This is a genomic window from Streptomyces sp. NPDC007971, assembly GCF_042958635.1.
In the GTDB taxonomy this organism is placed as follows: domain Bacteria; phylum Actinomycetota; class Actinomycetes; order Streptomycetales; family Streptomycetaceae; genus Streptomyces.
In genome coordinates, this window is the sequence record NZ_JBIBJK010000019.1 from 147,818 (window position 1) to 174,622 (window position 26,805).

Here is a 26,805-nt window from a genome sequence, read left to right on the forward strand (position 1 = left end):
CCGCAAGGGCCTGCCCGGGGGGAGGAACGGGTCATGAGAGTCAGCGTTTTCGGGCTCGGCTACGTGGGCTGTGTGTCGGCCGCGTGCCTGGCCAGCATGGGTCACGAGGTCATCGGGGTGGACGTGAACCAGGTGAAGGTCGACCTGGTCAACGACGGCAGGACCCCGGTGGTCGAGGAACGGATCGGCGAGCTCATCGCCGAGGTCGTGCGGACCGGAGCGTTGCGCGCCACCGGCGACGTCCGGGAGGCGATCACGGGCAGCGAGGTGTCCCTGGTCTGCGTGGGCACGCCGTCGGAGCCCAACGGCAGTCTGTGCACCACGTACTTGGAACGGGTCACCGAGGAGATCGGCGCCGCACTCGCCGAGCGGGGCGGGCGGCACACCGTCGTGTTCCGCAGCACCATGCTCCCGGGTACCTGCCTGAACCTGCTGGTGCCGATCCTGGAGAAGTACGTCGGCGGCACAGCCGGGGTGGACGTCGGGGTCGCGGTCAACCCGGAGTTCCTGCGCGAGGGCACGAGCGTGCGGGACTTCTTCGACCCGCCCAAGACCGTCATCGGCGAGCTCGACCCGGCCAGCGGCGATGCGGTGATGGCGCTGTACGACGGCTTGCCCGGCGACGTGTTCCGGGTACCGGTCCCGACGGCCGAGGCGATCAAGTACGCGGACAACGCGTTCCACGGCCTCAAGATCGGCTTCGCGAACGAGCTGGGCGCGGTGTGCCACGCGCTCGGGGTCGACTCGCACCAGGTGATGGACGTGTTCCTGGCCGACCGCAAGCTGAACATCAGCCCCGCCTACCTGCGGCCCGGCTTCGCCTTCGGTGGCTCCTGCCTGCCCAAGGACCTGCGCAGCCTGGTCCACGCGGCGCAGCGGGCCGACGTCTCGGTGCCCATCCTCTCCCACGTGCTGCCTTCCAACTCCGACCATCTGCAGCGCGCGGTGGAGCTGGTCGAGCGCACCGGCAAGCGCCGGGTGGGCCTGTTCGGGCTGTCCTTCAAACCCGGCACCGACGACCTCCGCGAAAGCCCCCTCGTCGAGCTGGCGGAGAGGCTCTTCGGCAAGGGCTACGACCTGCGGATCCACGATGCCAACGTCAGTCTGTCCCGGCTGCTCGGCGCGAACCGCGAGTACATCGAGACCCGGCTGCCGCACCTCGCCCAGCTGCTCGCTGATTCCGTCGACGAGGTGCTCGAACACGCCGAGGTGTGCCTGGTCGGGACCAGGGATCCGGCCGTTCTGTCGGCGCTGCCCCATGGCGACGGCCCGGTCATCGTCGACCTCATCCGCCTTCCCGACGCCGAGGCGCGCCGGGCCGAACCGGGGTACATGGGCCTTGCTTGGTGACACGACCAGCGGCGACCGGCAGGGCCGGCGCGCGCTGATCCTGGTGGAGAACCTGTCGGTGCCGTTCGACCGGCGGGTGTGGCAGGAGTGCACGACGCTGCGCGACGCGGGCTGGACGGTGCACGTCATCTGTCCCCGAGGCAGCAAGCGGGACACAGAACCGGAGGCGGTGATCGACGGGGTGCGGATCCACCGCTACCCGTTGCGCGCGGCCACCGGAGGGCCGGCCGGCTACCTGCGGGAGTACGGGTCGGCGTTGTGGCACACCGTCCGGCTGGCCCGGAAGGTCGGCCCGGTCGACGTGGTCCACGCCTGCAACCCGCCCGACCTGCTGTTCCTGCCGGCACTGTGGCTGAAGCGGCGCGGAGCGCGGTTCGTCTTCGACCAGCACGACCTGGTACCCGAGCTGTACCTCTCCCGGTTCGGCCGCGGCGAGGATCTGCTGTACCGCGGCGTGTGCGCACTGGAACGGCTGACCTACCGGGCCGCGGACGTCGTGCTCGCCACGAACGAGAGCTACCGGGACGTCGCGGTGCGCCGTGGCGGCCGGCGACCGGAGGACGTCTTCGTGGTGCGCAGCGCGCCGGACATCGACCGGTTCCATCCCGTACCGCCCGAGCCGGAGCTGAAGCGCGGCAAGCCTCATCTGCTGTGCTACCTCGGCGTCATGGGCCCGCAGGACGGTGTCGACTACGCGCTGCGGGCCCTGGCGAAGCTGCGCGACGAGCTCGGGCGGACCGACTGGCACGCGGTGTTCGTCGGCGCCGGGGACACCTTCGACGCGATGGTGGAGCTGTCCCGGCGGCTCGGGCTCTCGGAGCAGGTGCAGTTCACCGGGCGCATTCCGGACGCCGATCTGGTGCGCTACCTGTCCACCGCGGACGTGTGCCTCTCCCCCGACCCGCACAATCCGCTCAACGACGTGTCGACCATGAACAAGGTCCTGGAGTACATGGTCATGGGCCGGCCGGTCGTCTCGTTCGACCTCCGGGAGGCGCGAGTCTCCGCCGGCGACGCCGCCGTCTACGCGCCCGCCAACGACGAGGCCGAGTTCGCGGGGCTCATCGCGCTGCTGCTGGACGATCCGGAGAAGCGGGCCCTGATGGGCAAGATCGGCCAGGAGCGGATCAGCGGGCCGCTCTCCTGGCGGAACTCCCAGCGCTCGCTGCTCGCCGCCTACACCGCTGCCTGCCACGGCTTTGCTCCGGTGCCGACGGGCGACCCGGACCGGGCAGGGCGGAGGCCGCGCCCTTGAGCGATGACACGATACGCCTGGTCACGATCGGGCGGATTATCCGTCGGCGCCGGCGGCTTCTCATCGTCCTCGCCCTGATGGGTGCGCTCGTCGGCTACGGCATCTCCTTGCTGTTCCCCCCGCAGTACACGACGTCGGCATCGGTACTGCTGTCAGGAGCGTGGGAGGAGCGCGAGCTGCTGACCCAGGCGCAGATCGCGACCAGTTCGGTGGTGGTCGACCGCGCGGCCGCCACACTCGACTGGACCGGGGTCAGCGGCGCCGAGCTGCGGGATCGGGTGAGCGCCACGGCCGCCGACGGGAACATCATCAAGATCTCGGGCACGGCCGACACCCCGCAGCGCGCACAACAACTCTCCGACCAGGTCGCCCAGCAGTTCGTCACCTTCGCCGCGCGGATCGTGGACGGCAACTCCGACCCCGAAGCGGCGGCGCAGCGCGAGGCACTGCAGCAGACGGTGATGCAGACCAGCCGCCGCATCACCAAGCTGGCCGATGCGGCCGATCCGGGGCAGACGGTGGAGAGCGTGCAGGCCCGGACCGAGCTCGAAAAGCTGCGCACCTCGCTGCAGGAGGCCATCAACAAGCTGGACCAGGCCGACCCGACTGCCAACAAGGCCAACATGGTCGTCATGGGGCCGGCGGCCCGGCCGGCCGGCGAGGCACCGCCGACGAAGACGCAGCTCATCGTCGCCGGAGCGCTGGTGTTCTTCCTGCTCGGGGTCATCGGCCATCTCACCGCGGCACGGATGAGTCGTCGGCTGCGCACGCAACCGGAGATCGCCGCGGCGCTGGGCTCGGCCCTGCTGGGTACCGTCGACGTACCTGGTGAACGGCCCGTGCACCGGCCACAGGGCCGTGGCCCGCGGGCCCGGATCCGCCGGCTGCTGGGCGTCGACATCCGGTGGGACGTGCCGGCCCCGCAGGCGTCCGGCGACGAGGCCGACCGGCGGATCCGCTACCGGCGGGTGTGCGCCCGCCTCCGGGACCAGCTGCCGGCCCCCCGGCGGCTGCTGGTCGTCGTCCCGGACGGCGACGAGATCGCCCGCCGGGCCGCCGGGCAGCTCGCCGCCGAGGCCGAGGGCGATCCGCTGTTGCGGGTGGTGGAGGTCTCGGTGTCCCGGCCGATGGTGCCGGACCGCGACCACGAGTCCGGTGCCCTGGTGGTGCTGAGCGCGGGCAGCTGGACCGCAGGGGAGCTCGCCGGCATCGCCGAGGCGTGTACGGACGCCGGGCAGGAGGTCGTCGGCATCGTCCTCGCCAGCCCGGTCCGGGCCAGTCCGGCGCGGTCTGCCGGTCGTCCTCGCGATGCCGCCACGCCGGTGCTCGCGGTGAGCGACGACGCGAAGGGAAGTTCAGGGTGACGACCAGTACGACTTCGGAGTCGTCGGCCTCCGCTCCGCTGCTGGACCTGCAGTCGCTGGTGGTGGCGGTGCGCAGGCGGCGCCGTCTCTGGTTCTCCATGGCGCTGCTGGGGCTGCTCGCCGGCGCGGCGATGGCGGTCCTGCTGCCGCCACCACCGACCGCGGTGACCAAGGTGCTGGTCGCGCACCAGGAGGACCAGCCGAACGACCCCGGAACTTTGATCCGTACCGACGCCGCACTGCTGCAGACCACGCAGATCGCCGACCAGGCCCTGCGGTCCCTCAAGTCCCCGGAAAAACCGGAGGACTTCATGGGGGAATACGCGGGTGTCGGCCTGACCAACAACCTGTTGCAGATCACGGTGACAGGTGACAGCGACACGCATGCGGTGGCCCGCGCCAAGGCGCTGGCCGATGCCTTCGTCGCGGACCATGTGAGGCGGATACGGGAAGCCGCGAACGCCGAGGCCAAGGCCCTGCTCGACCAGCGTGACCGGCTGCAGGGCGAACTCGCCCAGGTCAACAAGGCGATCGGAGACGGAGCGCCGCAGAGCGGGCCGAAGGCGTCGGCGGACCTGGAGTCGCTCTTCGCCCGCCGGGCCGAACTCACCTCGCGGATCTCCGACTTCGGCCAGCGCGCCGCGGAGGCGCGCATCGGCACACCCCAGCTCATCGCCGGCACACAGATCGTGGACGCCCCGCGCGCGGTGCCGCACTCCCTGCCCAGGACCGCCGCCACCGACGCCGCGATCGGGCTCGTCCTCGGGCTCGTCCTCGGGCTCGCGGTGGCCGCGGTCGGCGCGGTGGTGGCGGACCGCCCCGTGCTGCGCCGGGAGATCGCGGCGAACCTCGGCGCCTCGGTCGTCGCGGAGCTGCCCCGCCGGTCGGGCAGGCTGGGGCGGCGCCGACGGATCCGGGCGGCCCGCGAACGGCTCACCACGTCCCTGGCCCGCACCGTGCGCAGCTCCGCGGAACCGGTGTCGCTGCTGGAACTGGGCTGTGCGCGCAGCACGAGCGTGATCGCCCTGGACCTCGCCAGAGCACTGGCTGCGGAGGGGCCGGTGGTCGTCGTCGACGGTCTGCCCGGCCCGCAGCTCGCCCGGCACCGCCCGAAGCCAGGAGACCCGTCCGTGGTCGGTGGCGACCGTGCCGCGGCCGTGCCGCACGAAGAACGCCGGCTCGGCGTCGGCTCGGTGGCGCCCGGCACCGCGTGGACCGACCTGCAGTATCTCGGCACCCGGACCGTGCTCGTCGTGCGTGCCGGGCACGGCAGCGTCGCATGGCTGCACACCGTGGCGCGTCAACTCGCCGACCAGCGCATTGCGGTGATCGGTGTGGTGCTCATCGACCCCGATCCGCGGGACCGGACCGACGGCACGCTGTGGGATGGGCTGCACACCGCACTGCGCGGCCACAGCGAGCGGCCGGCCCGGCAGAACGGGACGGGCCGGCACCGGACGGAGCGGCTGCCGATGCGGGCGGCACGGGTCCCGGACAGCGACCAGGAGGCGCGGTAGGACATGTGTGGCATCGCAGGCACGTACCGATGGCCGGACGGGAAGGCCGTGACCGACCGGCTCACCGACACCCTCGCCCACCGCGGTCCGGACGGGGCGGGCCGGTACAGCCACCGCGCCGGTGACGGCGAAGTGCACCTCGGGCACCGCAGGCTGGCCATCATCGACCTGTCCGAGACCGGCGCCCAGCCGATGGTCTCGGACGGCCTCGTCCTGACGTACAACGGCGAGCTGTACAACGCGCCGCAACTGCGTGCCGAGTTGGCGGCCGCCGGGGTGCGCTTCCGGGGTACTTCCGACACCGAGGTGCTGCTGGAGGCCTGGCGGCGCTGGGGAACGGACTGCCTGCCCCGGCTGCGCGGCATGTTCGCGTTCGGGATCTTCGACGAGCGAACCGGTGAACTGGTGCTCGCCCGCGACCAGTTGGGCATCAAGCCGCTGTTCCTGCTCCGGCGCGGTACGGGTCTGGTGTTCGCCTCCGAGCTCAAGGCGCTCGCCGCCGCCACCGGCGGGTCGCTGGAGGTGGACCGTGCGGCGCTGGTGGCCTCGCTGCTGTACTACTGGGTGCCGGACTCACGGTGCGCGTTCCGCGAAGCGGAGAAGCTGCCTCCGGGGAGCTGGCTGCGGTGCCGGCCCGACGGCCGGATGGAGCGCGGCCGGTACTGGCACCTGAAGGACGTCGCCGCCGAGGGCCGGGAGCGGGCCCGGGCCGGAGAGCGCCCGGACATCGCTGAAGTAGTCGAGGAGTCGACCCGGCGGCACCTGCTCTCCGACGTACCCGTGGCGACCTTCCTCTCCGGCGGTCTCGACTCCAGCTATCTGACCGCGCTGGCGGCCCGCGACCGACCCGGGATCTCCGCGTACACGATCGGATTCCGCGCCGAGGACGCCAGGTTCGAGGCGATGCCGGACGACCTGCGCTACGCCCGGCAGGTCGCCGAGCGGTTCGGCGTCGACCTGCACGAGATCGAGATCGCTCCGAACGTGCTCGACCTGCTGCCGCAGATGACGTACCACCTGGACGAGCCGATCGGCGATCCCGCCGCGATCAACACGTTCCTGATCTGTTCGGCCGCGCGGGAGGCCGGCGTCAAGGTGATGCTCTCGGGGATGGGAGCCGACGAGTTGTTCGCCGGTTACCGCAAGCACCTGGCCAACCTGATCGCGCTGCGCTACCAGCGCGTCCCGCGGCTCCTGCGGCGCGGGGTGTCCCGGGCCGTGGACCGGCTGCCGGTCGCCACGGCCCGCCGGGGGTACCGGTCGGTGCGCTTCGCGAAGCGGTTCCTCTCCTTCGCCGATCTGCCCGAGGAGACCGCGTTCCGGCGCAGCTACACGATGTACGACCAGGACGAACTGCTCGCCCTGATCGATCCGGACCTGGCCCCTGCGGTCGAGGACGTGCTGACCGAGCATGCGGACATCTACCAGGACAACGACCTTGACGACTTCGTCAACCGCATGTGCCTGGGCGACGCCCGGATGTTCCTGCCGGGCCTGAACCTCGCGTACACGGACCGGTCGAGCATGGCCGCGTCGACCGAGGTGCGCGTGCCGTACGTGGATGTCGAGGTGGTCAGGGCGGCGTTCGCCGTGCCCGGCGACCGCAAGATCGTCGGACGGCAGGGCAAGGCCGTCCTCAAGGAGGCGGCGACCTCGATCCTGCCCCGGGAGATCGTCTACCGGCCCAAGGGCCTGTTCAGCGCCCCGCTGCGCGCCTGGATGAGCCGGGACCTGGCGCCGCTGGTGCGCGAGGTGGTGCACGACGGCGTGCTCGTCGGCTCCGGGCTCCTGCGCCGCGACGCGCTGGCGCGCATGGTCGCCGAGGACGCCGCCGGGCAGCGGGACTTCTCCAAGCATCTGTGGCATGTGCTGACCCTTGAGTACTGGTATCGCGGCGCGACCTCCGGAGCCGGCCAGAACTCTCCCGTGACGGCGTAGAGACAAGAGGACTTCGGGTGAAACAGGTTGTACAGAACTACAAGAGTGGCGAGCTGGCACTGCTCGACGTGCCGGTGCCGGGGTGCAAGCCGGGCGGTGTGCTGGTCCGCAGCGCCTACTCGCTGATCTCCACCGGGACCGAGCTCATGAAGGTGTCCGAGGCCGGCATGTCGATGCTGGGCAAGGCCCGCTCCCGGCCGGACCAGGTGGCCAAGGTCATGCAGAGCGTGGCCACCAACGGGGTGCCCGCCACTTACCGCAAGGTGATGGGCAAGCTGGACTCCTACACGCCGCTGGGCTACTCGTTGTGCGGGGTGGTCGAGCAGGTCGGCAGCGGGATCGACGACGTGAAGGTCGGCGACCTCGTGGCCTGCGCCGGCAACGAGCACGCGTTGCACGCCGAGCTGAACTGGGTGCCGAAGAACCTCTACGCTCCGGTGCCCGACGGCCTCGCGTCACGGCACGCGGCCTTCGGCACCGTCGGGTCGATCGCGATGCAGGGCGTCCGGCGCGGCGAGCCGCAGCTCGGCGACGTGGCACTGGTCATCGGCCTCGGCCTGATCGGGCAGTTGGTGGTGCAACTCCTGGCCGCCTCGGGAGTCCGCGTCGTCGGGGTCGACCCCGACCCGGCGCGCTGCGCGCTCGCCGAGCGCGTGGGCGCCGCGGCCTGCGGCGATCCCGAGTCGGCGGCCGTGGAGGCCGCTGTGGCCGAACTCACCGACGGCCACGGCGTGGACCAGGTGTACCTGGCCGCCGGCGGCGGCAGCAACCAGCCCGTCGAGCTGGCCGCGCGGCTGAGCCGGGACCGCGGCCGGGTCGTCGACATCGGCAAGTGCCGCCTGGACCTGCCGTGGAACGCGTACTACGAGAAGGAGCTGGACGTCCGGTTCTCCCGCAGTTACGGCCCCGGGCGCTACGACCCGGAGTACGAGCTGGAGGGGCGGGACTACCCGATCGGCCACGTGCGCTGGACCGAGCGCCGCAACCTGGCGTGCTTCCTCGACCTCGTCGCCCGCGGCAGCGTCGACGTGGAGCCCCTGGTCTCCCACATCGCCGACTTCGACGACGCCGTCGAGACGTACCGGAGTCTGAAGGACGGCGGCCTGAAGGCCGTGGCCGTGCTGTTCCGGTACCCCGACCACCCCGACCGAGCTGCCGAGGCCCAGGCCCCGGAGGTGGCCGTGCCCGCGGTGCGACGCAGCGGCGAAGTGTCCGCCCCGGGCCGGGCCGCCAAGACGCCGGTCCGCCTCGCGTTCGTCGGCGCGGGAAACTACGCGACGTCGATGCTGCTGCCGCACCTGGCACAGCGCGACGGCGTCGAGCTCTCGACCGTCGTCACCACGACGGCGCTGTCCGCGGCCAACGCGCAGCGGAAGTTCGGCTTCGCCCAGGCGACCACCGATCTCGACGCCGTGCTCGGCGACAAGTCCATCGACGCGGTGTTCGTGGTCACCCGGCACAGCTCGCACGCCGAACTGACCCGCAGGGCGCTGCTGGCCGGCAAGACGGTGTTCGTGGAGAAGCCGTTGGCGCTCACCGAGGACGAACTCGCCGGCGTGGTGGCGGCGGTGGAGGAGTCCGGCAACGACCGGCTGCAGGTGGGCTTCAACCGCCGGTTCGCGCCGCTGCTGCAGGAGGCCAGGAAGCGGTTCGGCGCCCGGACCGGTCCGGCGAGCCTGCGCTACCTGGTCAACGCGGGCCGGCTGGCGCACGGCAGCTGGTACCTCCGACAGGGCACCGAGGGCTCGCGGTTCGCCGGCGAGGGCGGACACTTCATCGACACGGCGAGCTGGCTGCTCGACGCCGATCCGGTCTCGGTGTACGCGGTCGCCACGTCCGGCGACGAGGATCTGCAGGTCGTGCTGCGCTACCCGGACGGGTCCACCGCGACCATCAGCTACGTCACCACCGGCGCGCCCGGCTTCCCCAAGGAGACGCTGGACGTGGTCGCGGACGGCAAGGTGCTGCGGTTCGACGACTTCGTCCGTGCCTCGGTGTACGCCCGCAAGCGGTGGGTCAGTTCTCGGCTGCCCAAGGCCCGGGACAAGGGCCAGTCCGCCGAACTGGCCGCGTTCGTCAAGGCCGTGCGGACCGGCGGTCCGATGCCGGTGCCGCTTCAGTCGCTGGTCGCCACCACGGCGGCCACCCTCGCCGTACAGGCCGGCCTGGCCGGCGGCGCGCCGGTGACACTGGCGGGGGCGCGATGACGGTGACCGCGGGGAGTGCGGCCTGGTACCTGCGACGCCTTTCCCGGATGGGACCGCGGGAGGTCGGCGGCCGGGTGGGCGACGCGGTGCGCAGGCGGCGGTGGCGGTCGGCGAGGCCGGACTGCCCGCGCGTGACCGGCGCCCGGTTCACCGCGGTACTTCCCGCAGGGACAATCGCCGCGGTGCCACCGGACGCCGCGAAACGTCTCATCGCCGAGGCGGACCGTCTGATGGCCGGGCACGCCGAGTACTTCGGGGTGGACCGCGACGACCTGGCCGACCCGGACTGGTGGTACGACCCGAAGACCGGGCGCCGGGCTCCGTGGGGCTACGCCTTCGACGTGCCGTACCGGAACGAGGACGCGGTCGGGGACATCAAGCAGATCTGGGAGCTGTCCCGGCATCAGTACCTCACCCAGCTCGCCGCCGCCTACGCGATCACCGGGGACGAGCGGTACGCCGAACGGGTGGCCGAGCACCTGCGGTCGTGGTGGGCGGGCAACGCGCCGCTGCGCGGAGTGCACTGGACCAGCGGCATCGAGCTGGGGATCCGGCTGCTGTCCTGGGTGTGGATCCGCCGACTGCTCGACGCCTGGCCGGGCGTGGCCGCCCTGTTCGAGGGCAACCCGGTGGCGCTCCACCAGATCTGGCACCACCAGCGCTGGCTGGCCGCCTTCCCCAGCCGGGGATCTTCGGCGAACAACCACGTCATCGCCGAGGCCGCCGGGCAGCTCGCCGCGGCCTGCGCGTTCGGGTGGTTCCCCTCCTCGGCGCGCTGGCGGGACGACGCGCTGCGGTCGCTGGAGCGGCATCTGCGGGGCAACACCTTCGACTCCGGCCTCAACCGCGAGCTGGCCACCGAGTACCACGGGCTGGTGCTGGAGCTCGGCCTGGCCGCGGTGGCCGAGGCGGATACCGCGGGCGTGCCGGTCCCCGCGTCGATCCGGCTGGTGCTGCTGCGGATGACCGACGCGCTCGCGGCCGTCGTGGACGGCCGGTTACGGCCGCCGCGCCAGGGGGACGCGGACGACGGGCACGGTCTGGTCGTGGACGGCGCGGGCACCGACCGCTGGGGCTCGCTGCTGGCCACCGGGGACGCCGTGTTCGGTCGGCTCGCCTGGTGGCCGACGGTGACCGGCACCGATGTGCGCACCTCGCTGCTGGCCGCGCTCATCCGGCCGTACCCGGAAAGCGGCGACGCCCCGGCCGCGTCCCGCCCGGCAGGCCGGCCGGCCCATTTCGCCGACGCGGGCATGACCATCCTGCGCGGTCCGGCGGAGATCTGGTGCCGCTGCGACGGTGGTCCGCACGGATTCCTGTCCATCGCCGCGCATGCTCACGCGGACGCGCTGTCTGTGGAGGTCCGGCACGACGGGGTCGACGTGCTCGCCGACCCGGGGACGTTCTGCTACCACGGGCAGCCGGAGTGGCGGCAGTACTTCCGCTCGACCCTCGGCCACAACACCCTGCGCCTGGACGACGGTGACCAGTCCGTCTCCGGCGGCCCGTTCCTGTGGACCCGGCATGCCCGCAGCCGCGTCCTGGTCGCGGACACCTCCGGCGCCTCCGACGGGGTCACGGCCCGCTGGTGCGCCGAGCACGACGGTTACCCGCGCTCCGTGCACCGCCGCCGGGTGGAACTGATGGCCGCGAGCCGGGAGCTGACGGTGGTCGACGAGGTGCGCGGTCCGCGCCGGGCCGTGCAGCTGGCGTTCCACCTCGGCCCGGCGATCGCCGCAGACCTGGTGGGGAACCGGGCACAGCTCACCTGGACCCGGGACGGCGAGGACCGCTCCGCGGAGCTCGAGCTGCCCGGGCAACTGAGCTGGCGGGCGCATCGCGGCGAGAGCACCCCGCCGCTGGGCTGGTACTCCGCCGGCTTCGGGCGCAAGGAGCCCGCCACCACGCTGGTCGGCACCGGCTTCACCGACGGCCCTTCGCTGTTCGGAAAGTTCACCACCGTACTCAGGTTCCACGGCTAGGGAGGAAGGACGCGTGGGGATCAAGTGGCGGCACTGGGCGTGGCCGGCGGCACCGATGGCGCTGACCCTGCTGGCGGCGACCGGCTGTGAGAGCACGCCGGGCGCGCGGCCGAAGCCGGCCGCTGCGCACGCCACGACCGTGGCCCGGGTGTGCGCCGAACCCGCGGCCGGGCCGGCGAAGGCGCCGGCGGGCGCCGTGACGGTCGATCCCGAGGTGGCCGGTGACCTGGCTGCCAAGACGAAGAGCAGCCCCCCGCACACCACGTTCTGGCTTCGGCCGGGCAGGCACAGGCTCGAACCGGACCGCTACGCCCAGGTCATCCCCAAGGAGGGGGACAGCTACCTCGGCGCGCCGGGCGCGGTGCTCGACGGCCGGAAGACCAACCAGTACGCGTTCGGCGGCACCGCCCGCGACGTCACCATCCGCTCTCTGACCGTGCAGGGTTTCGCCGCCCCGCAGAACGAGGGCGTGGTCAACCATGACTCGGCCGACGGGTGGGTGATCGAGCACGCGACGATCCAGAACAACTCCGGCGCCGGGCTGATGGCCGGTGCCCGCCAGCAGGTCCGCGCCAGCTGCCTGCGCGACAACGGTCAGTACGGCATGAACGCGTACAAGGCCACCGGCCGTATCAGCGGCCTGGTGGTCGAGGGAAACGAGATCGTGGGCAACAACAGGGACGACTGGGAGCGGCGGCGGCCGGGCTGCGGCTGCACCGGAGGCGTCAAGTTCTGGGCCGTCAACGGCGCCGACGTGCGCGGCAACTGGGTGCACGACAACCGCGGAGCCGGGTTGTGGGCGGACACCAACAACAACGACTTCCTCATCGAGGACAACGTGCTCGACGCCAACGACGGTGCCGCGCTGATCTACGAGACCAGCTACAACGCGGTCATCCGGAAGAACACGATCCGGCGGAACAACTGGGTCGAGGGCCGCAGGTACGCCGACCGCGGAGACAACTTCCCCTTCGCGACCGTCTACCTGTCCGAGTCCGGCGGTGAACCACGGATCCGAGCCCGCACGGACAAGATCGAGATCTACCGGAACGTGCTGGAGAACAACTGGTCCGGGATCACCCTGTGGGAGAACGCCGACCGGTTCTGCCACAGCCCGGCCAACACCTCGTCCGGTGACTGCACGTTGCTGGTGAAGAAGACCGGCCGCTGCGCACAGCCGGCGATCGCCACCGCACCGCTCTACGCCGACTGCCGGTGGAGGACCCAGCGGGTGGACATCCACCACAACCGCTTCGTACTGGACAAGTCCGTCGTCGACTGCACGGTCCGGTGCGACCGCATGGCGGTACTGGCCAACTACGGCACCTATCCGGACTGGTCGCCGTACCAGGGTGAGCGGGTGGCCGAGGCGATCACCCTCCAGCAGCACAACCGCTGGCACGACAACATCTACGTCGGACCATGGGAGTTCGTCGCCCACGACCCGAGCCGGATCCTCGACTCCGGGCAGTGGCAGGGCATGCCGTACCAGCAGGACGCGGGCAGCACCTTCCGCGCCCAGGACAGTGGTTGAGATGGGCGCGGACCACACACCGAAGATCGTCGGGACGGTCTGGGGGCTGCTGGTCCTCAACACGCTCGGCTCCGCCGGGGCGAAGACCATCGTCCCGCTGCCCCGCTCCCTCATCCAGATGGTCACCATGGGCGCGCTGGTCGCCGCGTTCGCGCTGGCGCTCACCGTCAATCTCCGGCTGCGCATCCGGGCCAGCGCCTTCGTGTTCCTGCTGACCCTGCTGCTGGTGGAGAGCGTGATCTCCAGCGCGAACCTGGAGTCCGGCTTCGGTGCGCTGTTCCGCTGTTTCCGGCTGGCTCTCTTCGTCGGCACGCTGTGGCTGCTCAGCCGCTGGTGGGACGGCAGCGTGACGTTCGTCCGGCACCACATCCGGATGTACCTGGCGGTGCTCGGGTCGGTGGCCGCCGGCCTGGTCGCCTCACCGGGCGCGGCCATGCCCGACCTCTACGGCGGGCGGCTGGTCGGCGCGTTGTGGCCGCTCACCCCGCCGCAGATCGGACAGTACGCCGCGGTGATCACCGGGCTGACCGTGCTGCTCGTCCTGGGCCGACGGACCGACAGGACCAGCGCGGCGGTGGTCATCGTGCCGTCACTCGTCCTGCTCGCCCTGACCCATACCCGCACGGCCACGCTCGGCCTGCTCATCGGGCTGGCGTTGGCGATCGGCTCGCTCATCCTGACCAGCGCCGCCGCCCGCCGGTTCTTCACCTGGGCGGTGCTGTGCGCCGCGGTGGCCGCGGTGGGGTTCGCCTCCGCGCTGCAGGCATGGTTCCTGCGCGGACAGAGCCAGGAGAACTTCTCCAGCCTCACCGGCCGGGCCAAGGTCTGGCACGCTCTGCTGACGGCACCCCGGACGACCTCGGAGTACCTGTTCGGCGTGGGCCTGGGCGACAAGTCGTTCGGCGGGCTGCCGATCGACAACAGCTGGCTGGCCGTCTACAACGAGCAGGGCATGATCGGCATCGCCCTGGTGGCGGCGATCATCGTCGTGCTGGGCGGCGTCGCGTTGCTGCGTCCACCGTCGCTGTCGAGGGCCTGCGCGATCTTCCTGATCAGCTACTGCGCGATCGCGTCGTACACCGAGGCCGGTCTTGGCGACGCGTCACCGTATCTGCTCCATCTGGCCGTGGCCGCCTCGCTGCTGGCGCCCCCTGCCGCTGCCCCTCCCCTCCCGGCGCCCGAAGTCCCTCGACGACGCGTTCCGCGATGGGCCCAGAGATCGGAGGTGACCTGAGCATGCACGGCGTTCACGTCCTGGTGGTGCACAACCGCTACGCGTCGGCGCAGCCGAGCGGGGAGAACAAGGTCGTCGACCAGGAGGTGGCACTGCTGCGCGGGGCCGGCCACCGGGTCGAGGTGTTCGAGCGGCGCAGCGACGACATCGCCGCCCGGTCCCTGCCGGGCAAGGTCGCGGTGCCGCTGCTGGTGCCGTGGAACCCGGCGGTCCGCGCGGAGCTCGCCGCCCGGCTCCGCACCGAGCGGCCGGACGTGGTGCACGTCCACAACGTCTTCCCGCTCCTGTCGCCGGCGGTGCTGGCCGCCTGCGCCGACGCCGGCGTGCCCGCCGTCGCCACGCTGCACAACTACACCCAGGTCTGCCCGCCCGGCACGCTGCAGCGGGACGGCCGGCCGTGCACCGAGTGCGTCGGATCCACGCCGCTGCCCGCCGTCCGGCACGGCTGCTACCGCAACTCCCGGCTGGCGACGGTGCCGCTCGCGGTCAGCATGTCGGTCAACCGGCGGCGGTGGTGGTCCGGCGTGGAGCGGTTCCTGTGCATCTCCGCGGCACAGCGCGACGTCCTGGTGCGGGCCGGCATGCCGGCCGAACGGCTGGCGGTGAAGCACAACTTCGTGCCCGACCCGGACGCCCGGCGATCGGGCGCCGGCGAGCATCTGCTCTACCTCGGCCGGCTCGCGGAGGCCAAGGGCGTGCGGCTGCTCATGGCCGCGTGGGACGAGATCGCCGCGAGCGGCGGCGTGGGCGTACCGCTGGTGATCGCCGGCGCGGGGCCACTGGAGCCGGAGGTGACCGCCTGGGCGGCGGGCCGCGACGACGTGCGCTACGTCGGCCTGTACGACCAGGCGCAGTGCCGGCAGGCCATCGCGCGGTCGGTCGCCGTGGTGGCTCCCTCGACGTGGCTGGAGGCGTTCGGCCTGGTGGTCGTGGAGGCGATGGCGGCGGGGGTCCCGGCCGTCGCCGCCGGTCACGGCGCCTTCGTCGAACTCGTCGAGGACGGGGTGACCGGGCTGCTGCACCGGCCGGGCGAGCCCGTCTCGCTCGCGTCCTGCATGCGCCGGATCGCGGGCGAGCCGGCCCGCAACCGGGAGATGGGGCAGGCGGCCCGGCGCCGTTACGAGCAGGGTTTCAGCCCGGCCGTCGGGCTGGAGCGCCTGGTGGATGAATACCGCTCCGCGATCGCGGGTCGGTCCGGCGGCGGGGACAGCCCGCCGCCGGCAGGGGACAGAACCGGCTCGCGGCGGGGCGCCCGCGCGAGCAGGGGGGATGGGGACAGCAGATGACACGATGCCGACTCTGCGGCTCGGAAGCGATGGCGAGCGTCGTCGACCTTGGGGCGACACCGCCGTGTGAGAGCTTTCTCGCCGCGGACCAACTGGACCGGCCGGAGCCGGCGTACCCGCTGCACCTGCGGGTCTGCACCGAGTGCTGGCTCGCGCAGATCCCGCCGCTGATCACGCCGGAGGAGACGTTCAAGGAGTACGCGTACTTCTCCTCCTACTCGACCTCCTGGGTGGAACACGCGCGCACCTTCGTCGCCGACGCCGTGGAGCGGCTCGCGCTCGGCCCCGACGCCTTCGTGGTCGAGGTGGCGAGCAACGACGGGTACCTGCTCAGGCACGTGGTGGACCGCGGGATCCGGTGCCTCGGCATCGAGCCCTCGGTGAACGTCGGCGCCGCCGCGCAGGAGGCGGGAGTGCCCACGCTCACGGAGTTCCTCTCCCCGGACACCGGCGCCGCCGTCCGCGAAGAGCACGGCCCGGCGGACCTGGTCGTGGCCAACAACGTGTACGCGCACATCCCCGACGTGGTCGGGTTCACCCGGGGGCTGCGCGCCCTGGTCGCCGACGACGGCTGGGTCTCCATCGAGGTGCAGCACCTGCTGACCCTGATCGAGGAGAACCAGTACGACACGATCTACCACGAGCACTTCCAGTACTACACGGTCGCGTCCGCGATCCGGGCGCTGGCCAGCGGCGGACTCGCGCTCGTGGACGTCGAGCTGCTGCCCACGCACGGCGGCTCGATCCGGCTGTGGGCCCGGCCGGTCGAGGCGGCCGGCGAGCCGGCGCAGCGGGTGGCCGACGTGCTGGACCGGGAGAAGGCCGCCGGGCTGCAGGAGCTGTCCGGGTACACCGAGTTCTCCGCCCGGGTGGCCAAGGTGCGCCGGGACCTGCTGCGGTTCCTCGTCGAGGCGGCCGAGCGCGGCGAGACGGTCGTCGGCTACGGCGCCCCGGGCAAGGGCAACACCCTGCTCAACCACTGCGGCATCCGGCCCGACCTGCTCCCGTACACCGTCGACCGCAACCCCTACAAGCACGGCCGGTTCACCCCGGGCACCCGCATCCCGATCCTGCCGCCCGAGCAGATAGCCGCCGACAGACCGGACTACGTCCTCGTGCTCCCGTGGAACCTGCGGGCCGAGCTGGTCGAGCAGTTGTCCTTCGTGCACGACTGGGGCGGCCGACTGGTCTTTCCCGTCCCGGAACTGAGCATCGTCGAGGTGGGGTCATGAAGGTCGTTCTGTTCTGCGGCGGTTACGGGATGCGGATGCGCAGCGGTGCCGCGGACGACGTCCCCAAGCCCATGGCGATGGTCGGCCCGCGTCCGCTGATCTGGCACGTCATGCGCTACTACGCGCACTTCGGGCACACGGAGTTCATCCTGTGTCTCGGATACGGCGCACACCACATCAAGGACTTCTTCCTCAGCTACGAGGAGACGACGTCCAACGACTTCGTGCTGCGCGGCGGGCGGACCGAGCTGCTTTCCACCGACATCTCGGACTGGACGATCACGTTCGCGCAGACCGGCATCGAGTCGCCGATCGGCGAGCGGCTGCGCCGGGTGCGACACCATCTGGACGGCGACGAGATGTTCCTCGCCAACTACGCCGACGTGCTCACCGATGCCCCACTGCCGGAGATGATCGACCGGTTCGCCGGGCGCGACGCCGGTGCCTCGATGATGGTGGTGCCGCCGCAGTCCTCGTTCCACTGCGTGGACCTGGGCGAGGACGGCCTGGTGGGGGGCATCACCCCGGTGAGCGAACTGCCATTGTGGGAGAACGGCGGCTACTTCGTTCTCCGCCAGGAGGTCTTCGACCACATCCCGGAGAACGGGGACCTGGTCGCCGACGGTTGCGCCCAACTGGCCAAGCGCGGACGGCTGGTGGCGCACCAGCACCGTGGCTTCTGGAAGCCGACCGACACCGTGAAGGAGCGGGCCGCGCTCGACGCCGCCTACGCCCGGGGCGACCACCCGTGGGCCGTGTGGGAACGGGACGGCGCGGGGGCGGGCGCGACCGGCAGCGGCTTCGGAGCGAGGGCGTGATCCGGCTCGGCGCCGAGCGCCTGGACCGGATCGTCGCGGTGGGCGCGCACTGCGACGACATCGCCATCGGCGCCGGCGGCACGCTGCTGACGCTGTGCCTCGCGCGGCCGGGTGTCCGCATCGACGCCCTGGTGCTCTCCGGTGGTGGCAGCGAGCGGGAGCAGGAGGAGTGGGCCGCGCTCACGGCCTTCTGCCCGGGCGCCGACCTGCGGCTGACCGTGCACAAGCTGCCGGACGGCCGGCTGCCCGCGCACTGGGACGAGGCCAAGGCCGCGGTCGAGGAGCTTCGCGCGGGGACCGAGCCCGATCTCGTGCTGGCCCCGCGTACCGATGACGCGCACCAGGACCACCGCGGACTGGCGAAGCTGATGACCACCGCGTTCCGCGACCACCTCGTGCTCGGCTACGAGATCGTCAAGTGGGACGGGGACCTCGGCCGTCCGGCGGCGTACCAGCCGCTGTCGCCGGAGATCGCCGAACAAAAGGTGCGGCTGCTCCAGGAGCACTACCCCTCGCAGCAGCACCGGCCCTGGTACGACCGGGAAGCCTTCCTCGGGCTGGCCCGGATCCGCGGCATAGAAAGCAACGCGCGCTACGCCGAGGCGTTCGCCGTCACCAAACTCACTCTCGACCTGGGGGAATGAACCTTGCGCGTACTGCTCACCGGACACCAGGGCTACCTGGGCACCGTGATGGCCCCCGTCCTCGCGGCCGCCGGGCACGACGTCGTCGGCCTGGACGCCGGACTGTTCGCCGACTGTGTGCTGGGCCCGACGCCCGCGGACCCGCCGGGGCACCGGGTGGACCTGCGCGACGTCACGGCCGAGCACGTGGCCGGAGTCGACGCCGTGATCCACCTGGCCGCGCTGTCCAACGACCCGCTGGGATCGCTCGCGCCGGAACTCACCTACGACATCAACCACCACGCGTCCGTGCGGCTGGCCCGGCTGGCCCGCGACGCCGGAGTGCGGCGCTTCCTGTACGCGTCGACCTGCTCGGTCTACGGCGCCGCCGGCGGCGACGACCTGGTGGCCGAGGACGCCCCGCTGCGACCGGTGACACCGTACGCGGAGTCCAAGGTGCGGGTGGAGGACGACCTGCACGCCCTGTCCGACGGCGACTTCAGCCCGGTGTTCATGCGCAACGCCACCGCCTTCGGCCACTCGCCCCGGCTGCGCGCGGACATCGTGCTGAACAACCTGGTGGGGCACGCCCTTCTGTCCGGCGAGGTCCTTGTCCTCTCCGACGGCACCCCCTGGCGTCCGCTGGTGCACGCCGCCGACATCGCGCGGGCCTTCGCGGCCGCACTGGTGGCGCCGCGGGAAGCGGTGCACGACCGGGCGTTCAACATCGGCACCGAGACCAACAACGTCACGGTCGCCGAGATCGCCGAGCAGGTCGCCGAGGCGGTGTCCGGCGCGCAGGTGAAGATCACCGGGGAGAACGGTGCCGATCCGCGGTCCTACCGGGTGGACTTCTCCCGGTTCCGCGCGGCGATCCCCGGCTTCGACTGCGAGTGGACGGTGAAGCGGGGCGCGCTCGAACTCGCCGACGCCTACCGGAAGCACGGGCTGACCCGGGAGGACTTCGAGCGACGCTTCACCAGGCTGGCCGTGCTGCGCGCGGCGTCCGACGCCGGCGCCGTCGACGACACCCTGCGGTGGCGCCGGTGACCGCGGCCGGCGAGGAGATGTACGCGCTGGTGGAGCGGTTGTACCCGCTGTGCCGGAGCATCACCGGCGACGGTGTGCGCGCCACCCTGGACATCGTCGGCGAGTACGTCCCCTTGCAGGTGCACGAGGTGCCGACCGGGACTCAGGTGCTCGACTGGACGGTGCCGCAGGAGTGGAACATCCGGGACGCGTACATCGCCGACTCCGCGGGCAGGCGGGTCGTCGACTTCGCCGAGTCCAGTCTGCACGTGCTCGGCTACAGCGTGCCGGTGTCGGCGACCATGCCGCTGGCCGAGCTGCGCGGACACCTGCACACCCTGCCGGACCACCCGTCCTGGGTGCCGTACCGCACCAGCTACTACAAGCCGGAGTGGGGGTTCTGCCTGGCCCAGGAGACCCTGGACGCGATGCCGGACGGCGCGTACGAGGTACGCATCGACTCCACGCTCGCCGACGGCCACCTCACCTACGCCGAGCACGTGGTCCCCGGACAGGTCGCCGACGAGGTGATCGTCTCCTGCCACGTCTGCCACCCGTCGCTGGCCAACGACAACCTGGCCGGCATCGCGGTGGCGACGTTCCTGGCGCGGGCGCTGGCGGAGCGGACGCCCTACTACACCTACCGGTTCCTGTTCGCGCCCGGCACCATCGGGGCGATCACCTGGCTGGCCCGCAACGCGGAGCGGGTGGAACGGGTCAAGCACGGCCTGGTGCTGGCCTGCGCAGGCGACCCTGGCCGGCTGACGTACAAGCGGAGCAGGCGCGGCGACGCGGAGATCGACCGGGTGATGCGGCACGTGCTGGCCGCCTCCGAACGCCCGTACCAGGTCGACGAGTTCACCCCGTACGGCTACGACGAGCGGCAGTTCTGCTCGCCCGGGTTCGATCTCGGCGTGGGCTCGCTCAGCCGGACCCCGTACGCCGGCTACCCCGAGTACCACACCTCGGCGGACAACCTGGACTTCGTCTCTGCGGAGGCGATGGCGGACACGCTCGCCCTGTGCCGCGAGGCGTTCGCCGTCCTGGACCGCAACCGGCGGTACGTCAACCTCAGCCCCTACGGCGAGCCGCAGTTGGGCCGGCGCGGGCTGTACGACTCGCTCGGTGGCCGCAGCGACGCGAAGCAGGCGCAGATGGCCATGCTCTGGGTACTCAGCCTCTCCGACGGCGAGCACACCCTGCTGGACGTCGCCGAGCGGTCCGGGCTGCCGTTCGACACCGTCGCCGCCGCGGCCGGCGCCCTGCACGGCGCCGAGCTGATCAAGGCGTGACGCCGATGACCGCCCAGGAGGAGAAGACGACGGCACCGGCCGGATCCGCCAGGCGGGCACTCGTCGGCCGGCTGTCCTGGGGACTGGCCGACCAGGCGGCATCCAGCATCAGCAACTTCGTGGTGGGCATCTACGTGGCCCGCTCGCTGGGGGTGACCGCGTTCGGCGTGTTCAGCCTCGCCTGGGTGACGTACGGCGTGGTGCTCAACGTCTCCCGCGGCCTGGCCACCGATCCGCTCGTGGTGCGCTTCAGCGGTGTGCCGGACACGTCCTGGCGCGGGGCGGTGGCCCGGTCGACAGGGACGGCCCTCGGCGTCGGCACCATCATCGGCGTGGTCTGTCTGCTGGCCGGACTCGGCCTCGGCGGCCGGGTGGGGCCCGCGTTCGCCGCCCTCGGCGTCATGCTGCCGGGGCTGCTGCTCCAGGACGCCTGGCGGTTCTCGTTCTTCGCCGCCGGCACCGGGCGGAAGGCGTTCGTCAACGACGTCGTGTGGGGGGTCGCGCTCGCCCCGGCCATGGTGGTGGCGGCCCGTGCGGGCAGCGTGGCTGCTTTCGTGCTCGCCTGGGGCGCGTCCGCCACGCTGGCGGCGGGCTTCGGCTACGTCCAGTCCGGCATCCGGCCCCGGATGACCGAGGCGCGCGGGTGGCTTCGCGAGCAGCGCGATCTCGGCTACCGGTACCTGGTCGAGAACGTCAGCCTCAGTGGCGCGAGCCAGCTACGGGCGTACGGGCTCGGCGCGATCGTCGGGGTGAGCGCGGTGGGCGCGGTGCGGGGCGCCGAGCTCCTGATGGGTCCGTTCCTCGCCGTGCTGATGGGGCTTTCGCTGGTCACCGTCCCGGAGGCGGCACGGGTGCTGCGTCGGGCCCCGCACCAACTGGGCAGGTTCTGCCTCCTCCTCGGCGCAGGACAGGCCGCCGGAGCGCTGCTCTGGGGCTCGGCGCTGCTGCTGATCCCGGGCCGGCTCGGCGCACTGGTGCTCGGCGGCGTCTGGCACTCCTCCTCACAGCTCATCGTGCAGATCACCCTCAGTGTCGCGGGAGCCGGCCTCGGCACCGGCGCGGCGGCCGGACTGCGCGCGCTCGGCGCGGCCCGGCGCAGCCTGCGCTGCCAGCTGTTCGCCTCCGCCTGCTATGTCGGCGGCGGGCTCGGCGGGGCGGCTGCCGTCGGCACGGCCGGCTCGGCCTGGGGCGTCGCCGCCGCGACCATCAGCGGCTCGGCCGTGTGGTGGCTGCAGCTGCGGTCCGCCCTGCGCGAGCACCACCACAACCGCATCCCCGAAGTGAGGACCTCATGACCGCCCGCCCCAGGCTGAGCATCGGCCTGCCCGTGTACAACGGCGAGGAGTACCTGGCCGAGTCGCTCGACGCCCTGCTCGGCCAGACCTACGAGGACTTCGAGCTGGTCGTCTCCGACAACGCCTCGACCGACGGGACCGAGGACATCTGCCGCCGGTACGCCGCGAAGGACTCGCGCATCCGGTACCTCCGGCTGCCCCGGAACATCGGCGCCACGCCGAACCACAACCATGTGTTCGCCGAGTCCCGCGGCGAGCTGTTCAAGTGGGCCTCGCACGACGACCTGTACGCCCGGGACCTGCTGCGGCGCTGCGTCCAGGCGCTGGACGAGCGTCCGGACGTGATCCTCGCGCACACCGGCCAGGCGGTCATCGACGGCGACGCCAGGCTGAAGGTCCCCTACGAGTACGGGCTCGCCACCGACTCGCCGCACGCGCCGGAGCGCTTTCGCAGTCTGCTGTTCGAACCGGGTGGCGACGACTTCTACGGGGTGATGCGGGCCGACATGCTGCGCCGGGTGAAGCCGCTCGACAGCTACCACCACGCGGACCGCACGTTCGTCGCCGAGATCACCCTGCACGGGCCCTTCCACCAGGTTCCGGAGCTGCTGTACTTCCGCCGCGACCACCCCACCCGCGCCGAGCGGGCGAACCCTTCCAAGCGCTCCCGGTGCGTCAACCTGGACCCACGCCGGGCGGGCCCGCTGCACCCGACGCCCCGGCTGCTCGCCGAGTACGTCTGGGGCTTCGCCTCGGCGATCCGGCGGGCGCCGCTGTCCGCGGCCGACCGGCGCGCGTGCTACCGCCACCTGGCCGCGTGGATGACCAGCCGGGTCCGGCCGGGCGCCGGCGAGCGGGTCGAGGACCGCGCCCCGGTCGACCCGGGCCGGCTCACCGTCAGCGTCGACGCCCTCGTCGCCGGCCGAGAGGGGAGGCAGGCATGACGGCCGCGGACGAAACTCCGGTGCGCGTCGGGGTGTTCGGCCTGCTCGGCTCCGGCAACCTCGGCAACGACGGGTCGCTCGAAGCCCTGCTCGGGTACCTCCGCGCCGAACACCCGGAGGCGGTCGTGGACGCGCTGTGCGGCGGACCCGAGGCCGTGACGACCCGGTTCGGGATTCCCGCGACGCGGCTGCACTGGTACCGCGGGGAGTACCGGACCGCATCGCGTGCGGGCGCGATCGCGGCGAAGGGGCTGGGCAAAGTCGTCGACGTCTTCCGCACCGCCGCCTGGGTGCGCCGGCACGACGTGGTGATCGTCCCGGGCATGGGCGTCCTGGAGGCCACGCTGCCGCTGCGGCCGTGGGGCTTCCCTTACGCGCTGTTCCTGCTCTGCGCGAGCGGGCGGCTGCTGCGCACCCGGGTCGCGCTGGTCAGCGTCGGCGCGGCGGCGATCGGCAACCGGCCGACCCGGGCCCTGGTGCGCTGGTCGGCGCGGCTGGCCGCGTACCGGTCGTACCGGGACGCGCAGTCCCGCGACGCGATGCGGGCGATGGGCGTGGACACGGCGCGCGACGAGGTCTACCCGGACCTCGCGTTCGTCCTGCCGACGCCGCGGACGAGCGCGCCCTGGGACCCGTCGGCCCCGCCGGGCCCGGTCTGCGTCGGTGTCATGGACTTCCACGGCGGCAACGACGACCGAGCCCGGGCCGATGAGATATACCGGCGCTACCTCGACGGGACGGTCCGGTTCGTCCGCGCGCTGGTCGAAGAGGGCAGGGCGGTCCGGCTGCTCACCGGTGACGAGTGCGACGCGTCGGTGGTCGCCGCGATCCTCGACGCGGTGGACTCGCCGCTGGTCACCGCTGCCGAGCCGTCCTCACTGGCCGACCTGATGAAGGAGATGGCGGCTGCCGAGACCGTGGTGGCGATCCGCTACCACAACCTGATCTGCGCGCTGAAGACCGGTACGCCGGTGCTCGCTCTCTGCTACGCGGCGAAGAGCGACGCGCTCATGGCGGAGATGGGCCTCGGCGCGTACTGCCACCCGGCGCGCGAGGTCGACGCCGACCGGCTGCTCGAACAGTTCCGGGCGCTGGAGAAGCGATCGGCCGAGCTGCGGCAGATCCTCACCGAGCGGAACCTGGCCGCCGCCCGGCGCCTGGAGCACCAGTTCAACGCGTTGACCGCGGCCCTGTTCCCGGCGACCGGCCATGCCCACACCCACACCTCGCGGAAGGCTCCATGAAGGCGACCGAAGTTCCCGAGATCACCGGCGCGTACCTCTTCGAGCCGACGCCGTACGCCGACGAGCGCGGCTTCTTCTGCCGCACCTTCGACGCCGACGTGGTCCGCTCGGTGGGCCTCGACCCGGACGCCTTCGTCCAGGACAGCCTGTCCCGCTCGGTCCGGGGCGTGCTCCGCGGCCTGCACCTGCGCTCCGGCGCCGGCGAGGCCAAGCTGGTGCGGTGCTCGTACGGGAGGATCTTCGACGTCGTCGTGGACCTGCGGCCGGACTCGCCGACCTACCTGGGCCAAGCCTTCTTCGAGCTGTCCGGCGAGACGCAGGTGACCGTGTACGTCCCGGCGGGATGTGCGCACGGCTTCCAGGCCCTGACCGAAACCGCCGACACCTCGTACCGGATCGACCGCCCGCACGATCCGGCCGAGGACGTGACGATCGCCTTCGACGACCCGGAGCTCGCCATTCCCTGGCCGCTGCCGGTCACATCGATGTCCCAGCGGGACCGGGAGGCCCCGAGCCTCGCCGAGGTCCTGAAGCAACACGAGAGTTGAGGTCGGCGTGGACACCGAAGACACCGGAGAGCTCCTCCTGCCCCGGTCGCGGCAGGCGAACGAACGGCTGCACGCCATGATCCCCGGGGGCGCGCACACCTACGCCAAGGGCGACGACCAGTACCCCGGCGACCTGGCGCCCGTCATCAGCCACGGCCGCGGTGCCCACGTCTGGGACATCGACGGCAACCGCTACGTCGAGTACGGCTCCGGCCTGCGGTCGGTCAGCCTCGGCCACGCCCACCCACGCGTGATCGAGGCGGTGCGCCGCGAACTCGACCGCGGCAGCAACTTCGTCCGGCCGTCCATGGTGGAGGTCGAAGCGGCCGAACGCTTCCTCGCCACGGTGCCGACCGCCGAGATGGTGAAGTTCGCGAAGAACGGCTCCGACGCCACCACCGCCGCGGTGCGCCTCGCCCGCGCCGCCACCGGGCGCCCGCGGGTGGCCGTCTGCGCCGACCATCCGTTCTTCTCCGTCGACGACTGGTTCATCGGCACCACACCGATGTCCGCCGGTGTTCCGGCGGCGACCAACGAGCTCACCGTGGCGTTCCCCTACGGCGACCTGGCCGCCACGGAGGAGCTGCTCAGCCGGTACCAGGACGAGGTCGCCTGCCTGATCCTGGAACCCGCCACCCACACCGAGCCCCCGCCCGGGTACCTCGCCGGCCTGCGCGAGCTGGCCGACCGGCACGGCTGCGTACTGATCTTCGACGAGATGATCACCGGCTTCCGCTGGTCCGAGGCGGGCGCCCAGGGCCTGTACGGCGTCGTCCCCGACCTCTCCACGTTCGGCAAGGCGCTGGGCAACGGATGCGCCGTGTCCGCGCTGGCCGGGCGCCGCGATCTGATGGAGCTGGGCGGGCTGCGTCACTCCGGCGACCGGGTGTTCCTGCTGTCCACCACGCACGGTGCCGAAACGCACTCCCTGGCGGCCGCGATGGCCGTGCAGACCACCTACGTCGAGGAGGGCGTCACCGCGCGGCTGCACACCCTCGGCGAGCGCCTGGCCGCCGGTGTCCGCGAGGCCGCGGCCAGCATGGGCGTCGGCGACCACGTCGTCGTCCGGGGCCGGGCCAGCAACCTGGTCTTCGCCACCCTCGACGAGAACCGGCAGCCGTCGCAGCAGTACCGCACCCTGTTCCTGCGCCGGCTCCTGGCGGGCGGCGTGCTGGCCCCCTCGTTCGTGGTGAGCAGCGCGCTCGACGACGCGGACATCGATCACACCGTCGACGTGGTGGCCCAGGCATGTGCGGTGTACCGGAAGGCACTGGACGCCGCCGACCCCGCCCCCTGGCTGGGCGGACGGCCGGTGAAACCCGTATTCCGCCGCTTGGCGTGAACTGACATGACGTGACGTCAGCGACATTCCCGCCGACCGGCGCCGGCCTTCCGCTCCACCAGCCGGTCAGCCGTCCGGTCGACCAGCCACGCGGTCGCCGGTACCACCGCCAGCGCGGTGCAGCAGCCGCCGAGGACGTCGGTGGGGTAGTGCGCACCGAGGGCGACCTGTGCCCAGCCCATGGCGGCGCCGGCGAACAGCGCCACGGCAAGCACGAGTGACATGCCGGCCGTGCTGCCGAGGCCGAGCCGGCCGGTCGCAGGCAGCGCCACCACGAGGGCGAGCGCGGTGAGGAAGGCGGTGTGCCCGCTCGGGTAGGACAGGTTCCCGTCGTGGATGGTGCGTCCCACCAGGGACTTGAGCAGCGTCGCCGTCCCTACGCTCATGCCGACGCCGGCAACGACGAGCGCCGCGGCACGAGGACGCCGTAGCAGCAGACAGCCCACGACGGCCACGACCAGCGGCACCGATCCCCCGGGCTCCCCCAAGAAGTCCAAGGCCAGAGCGACGTGCCGCCACGGCGGCCCCACACCGTCCACCACCGCCCCGATTCGCGCGTCCACCCTGCCGGGCCTGCTGTCGTCGGCGTACAGGACCCCGAGCAGGACGACCACCAGCGCGGCGAGGGCCGCGAGCAGCCCGAGCCGCCTGCGCAGCGACGCGGGCAGCACCGCGGGCGCCGAGCGGCCGGTCACAGGCCCACCGCGTCCGGTCGACCTGCGGTGCTCTGCCGTGATCGGTGGTTGGTGTTCCGGATCCTGACTTCTTGAG

21 protein-coding genes are annotated in these 26,805 nt (G+C 72.1%); 20 read left to right on the plus strand and 1 reads right to left on the minus strand.

Translation table 11 applies throughout. The features are described from left to right. The first annotated feature begins 33 nt into the window (after window positions 1-33). The 20 genes from ACFZCP_RS33715 to ACFZCP_RS33810 are packed head-to-tail and all read left to right on the plus strand — an operon-like array spanning window position 34 to window position 26,034. Window positions 34-1,350 carry a nucleotide sugar dehydrogenase gene (locus tag ACFZCP_RS33715; RefSeq protein ID WP_362698739.1) on the plus strand — a complete coding sequence of 439 codons (1,317 nt, stop codon included), beginning with the start codon at window positions 34-36 and terminating at the stop codon, window positions 1,348-1,350. Next, entirely contained in the window at window positions 1,340-2,605 is a 1,266-nt protein-coding gene (locus ACFZCP_RS33720) for a glycosyltransferase (RefSeq protein ID WP_391434946.1), read from the plus strand. Before ACFZCP_RS33715 ends, ACFZCP_RS33720 begins: the two co-directional genes overlap by 11 nt. Continuing rightward, window positions 2,602-3,969: a Wzz/FepE/Etk N-terminal domain-containing protein gene (locus ACFZCP_RS33725; protein ID WP_391434950.1), complete on the plus strand. Its 1,368-nt coding sequence runs from the start codon at window positions 2,602-2,604 to the stop codon at window positions 3,967-3,969. Before ACFZCP_RS33720 ends, ACFZCP_RS33725 begins: the two co-directional genes overlap by 4 nt. Then, complete coding sequence (locus ACFZCP_RS33730; RefSeq protein ID WP_391434954.1) at window positions 3,966-5,486, plus strand: Wzz/FepE/Etk N-terminal domain-containing protein; 1,521 nt, start codon at window positions 3,966-3,968, stop codon at window positions 5,484-5,486. The genes ACFZCP_RS33725 and ACFZCP_RS33730 overlap by 4 nt, the downstream gene beginning before the upstream one ends. 3 nt (window positions 5,487-5,489) lie before the next feature. After that, complete coding sequence (gene asnB, locus ACFZCP_RS33735) at window positions 5,490-7,424, plus strand: asparagine synthase (glutamine-hydrolyzing) (RefSeq protein WP_391434958.1); 1,935 nt, start codon at window positions 5,490-5,492, stop codon at window positions 7,422-7,424. A 17-nt stretch (window positions 7,425-7,441) separates the two neighbouring features. Continuing rightward, complete coding sequence (locus ACFZCP_RS33740) at window positions 7,442-9,631, plus strand: Gfo/Idh/MocA family oxidoreductase (RefSeq protein ID WP_391434961.1); 2,190 nt, start codon at window positions 7,442-7,444, stop codon at window positions 9,629-9,631. Further along, window positions 9,628-11,613: a heparinase II/III family protein gene (locus ACFZCP_RS33745; RefSeq protein ID WP_391434964.1), complete on the plus strand. Its 1,986-nt coding sequence runs from the start codon at window positions 9,628-9,630 to the stop codon at window positions 11,611-11,613. Before ACFZCP_RS33740 ends, ACFZCP_RS33745 begins: the two co-directional genes overlap by 4 nt. Before the next feature lie 13 nt (window positions 11,614-11,626). Beyond that, window positions 11,627-13,147 carry a right-handed parallel beta-helix repeat-containing protein gene (locus ACFZCP_RS33750; RefSeq protein ID WP_391434967.1) on the plus strand — a complete coding sequence of 507 codons (1,521 nt, stop codon included), beginning with the start codon at window positions 11,627-11,629 and terminating at the stop codon, window positions 13,145-13,147. Between the two features lies 1 nt (window position 13,148). After that, on the plus strand, window positions 13,149-14,381 hold the full coding sequence (locus tag ACFZCP_RS33755; RefSeq protein ID WP_391434970.1) for an O-antigen ligase domain-containing protein: 1,233 nt from the start codon (window positions 13,149-13,151) through the stop codon (window positions 14,379-14,381). Beyond that, the gene (locus ACFZCP_RS33760) at window positions 14,354-15,667 is read left to right on the plus strand and encodes a glycosyltransferase (RefSeq protein ID WP_391434974.1); all 1,314 of its coding nucleotides are present in this window, start codon (window positions 14,354-14,356) and stop codon (window positions 15,665-15,667) included. Before ACFZCP_RS33755 ends, ACFZCP_RS33760 begins: the two co-directional genes overlap by 28 nt. After that, window positions 15,664-16,899, plus strand: coding sequence for a methyltransferase domain-containing protein (locus ACFZCP_RS33765; RefSeq protein ID WP_391434977.1), 1,236 nt, complete (start codon window positions 15,664-15,666; stop codon window positions 16,897-16,899). The genes ACFZCP_RS33760 and ACFZCP_RS33765 overlap by 4 nt, the downstream gene beginning before the upstream one ends. After that, a complete protein-coding gene (locus tag ACFZCP_RS33770; protein WP_391434980.1) occupies window positions 16,896-17,717 on the plus strand; it encodes a glucose-1-phosphate cytidylyltransferase in 822 nt (273 codons plus the stop codon). Before ACFZCP_RS33765 ends, ACFZCP_RS33770 begins: the two co-directional genes overlap by 4 nt. Beyond that, a complete protein-coding gene (locus ACFZCP_RS33775; protein WP_391434983.1) occupies window positions 17,714-18,361 on the plus strand; it encodes a PIG-L family deacetylase in 648 nt (215 codons plus the stop codon). Before ACFZCP_RS33770 ends, ACFZCP_RS33775 begins: the two co-directional genes overlap by 4 nt. 3 nt (window positions 18,362-18,364) lie before the next feature. Then, a complete protein-coding gene (locus tag ACFZCP_RS33780) occupies window positions 18,365-19,390 on the plus strand; it encodes an NAD-dependent epimerase/dehydratase family protein (RefSeq protein WP_391434985.1) in 1,026 nt (341 codons plus the stop codon). Then, window positions 19,378-20,661: a DUF4910 domain-containing protein gene (locus tag ACFZCP_RS33785; protein ID WP_391434988.1), complete on the plus strand. Its 1,284-nt coding sequence runs from the start codon at window positions 19,378-19,380 to the stop codon at window positions 20,659-20,661. The genes ACFZCP_RS33780 and ACFZCP_RS33785 overlap by 13 nt, the downstream gene beginning before the upstream one ends. Window positions 20,662-20,666: 5 nt before the next feature. Next, window positions 20,667-21,956 carry a hypothetical protein gene (locus tag ACFZCP_RS33790; protein WP_391434991.1) on the plus strand — a complete coding sequence of 430 codons (1,290 nt, stop codon included), beginning with the start codon at window positions 20,667-20,669 and terminating at the stop codon, window positions 21,954-21,956. After that, complete coding sequence (locus ACFZCP_RS33795; protein ID WP_391434994.1) at window positions 21,953-22,900, plus strand: glycosyltransferase; 948 nt, start codon at window positions 21,953-21,955, stop codon at window positions 22,898-22,900. Before ACFZCP_RS33790 ends, ACFZCP_RS33795 begins: the two co-directional genes overlap by 4 nt. Further along, window positions 22,897-24,144, plus strand: coding sequence for a polysaccharide pyruvyl transferase family protein (locus tag ACFZCP_RS33800; RefSeq protein ID WP_391434997.1), 1,248 nt, complete (start codon window positions 22,897-22,899; stop codon window positions 24,142-24,144). The genes ACFZCP_RS33795 and ACFZCP_RS33800 overlap by 4 nt, the downstream gene beginning before the upstream one ends. Then, complete coding sequence (locus ACFZCP_RS33805; protein ID WP_391435000.1) at window positions 24,141-24,692, plus strand: dTDP-4-dehydrorhamnose 3,5-epimerase family protein; 552 nt, start codon at window positions 24,141-24,143, stop codon at window positions 24,690-24,692. Before ACFZCP_RS33800 ends, ACFZCP_RS33805 begins: the two co-directional genes overlap by 4 nt. 7 nt (window positions 24,693-24,699) lie before the next feature. Next, the gene (locus ACFZCP_RS33810; RefSeq protein WP_391435003.1) at window positions 24,700-26,034 is read left to right on the plus strand and encodes a glutamate-1-semialdehyde 2,1-aminomutase; all 1,335 of its coding nucleotides are present in this window, start codon (window positions 24,700-24,702) and stop codon (window positions 26,032-26,034) included. Between the two features lie 17 nt (window positions 26,035-26,051). Here ACFZCP_RS33810 and ACFZCP_RS33815 read toward each other — a convergent pair whose 3' ends face one another. Beyond that, window positions 26,052-26,729: a phosphatase PAP2 family protein gene (locus tag ACFZCP_RS33815; protein ID WP_391435006.1), complete on the minus strand. Its 678-nt coding sequence runs from the start codon at window positions 26,727-26,729 to the stop codon at window positions 26,052-26,054. Between the last annotated feature and the right edge of the window lie 76 nt (window positions 26,730-26,805).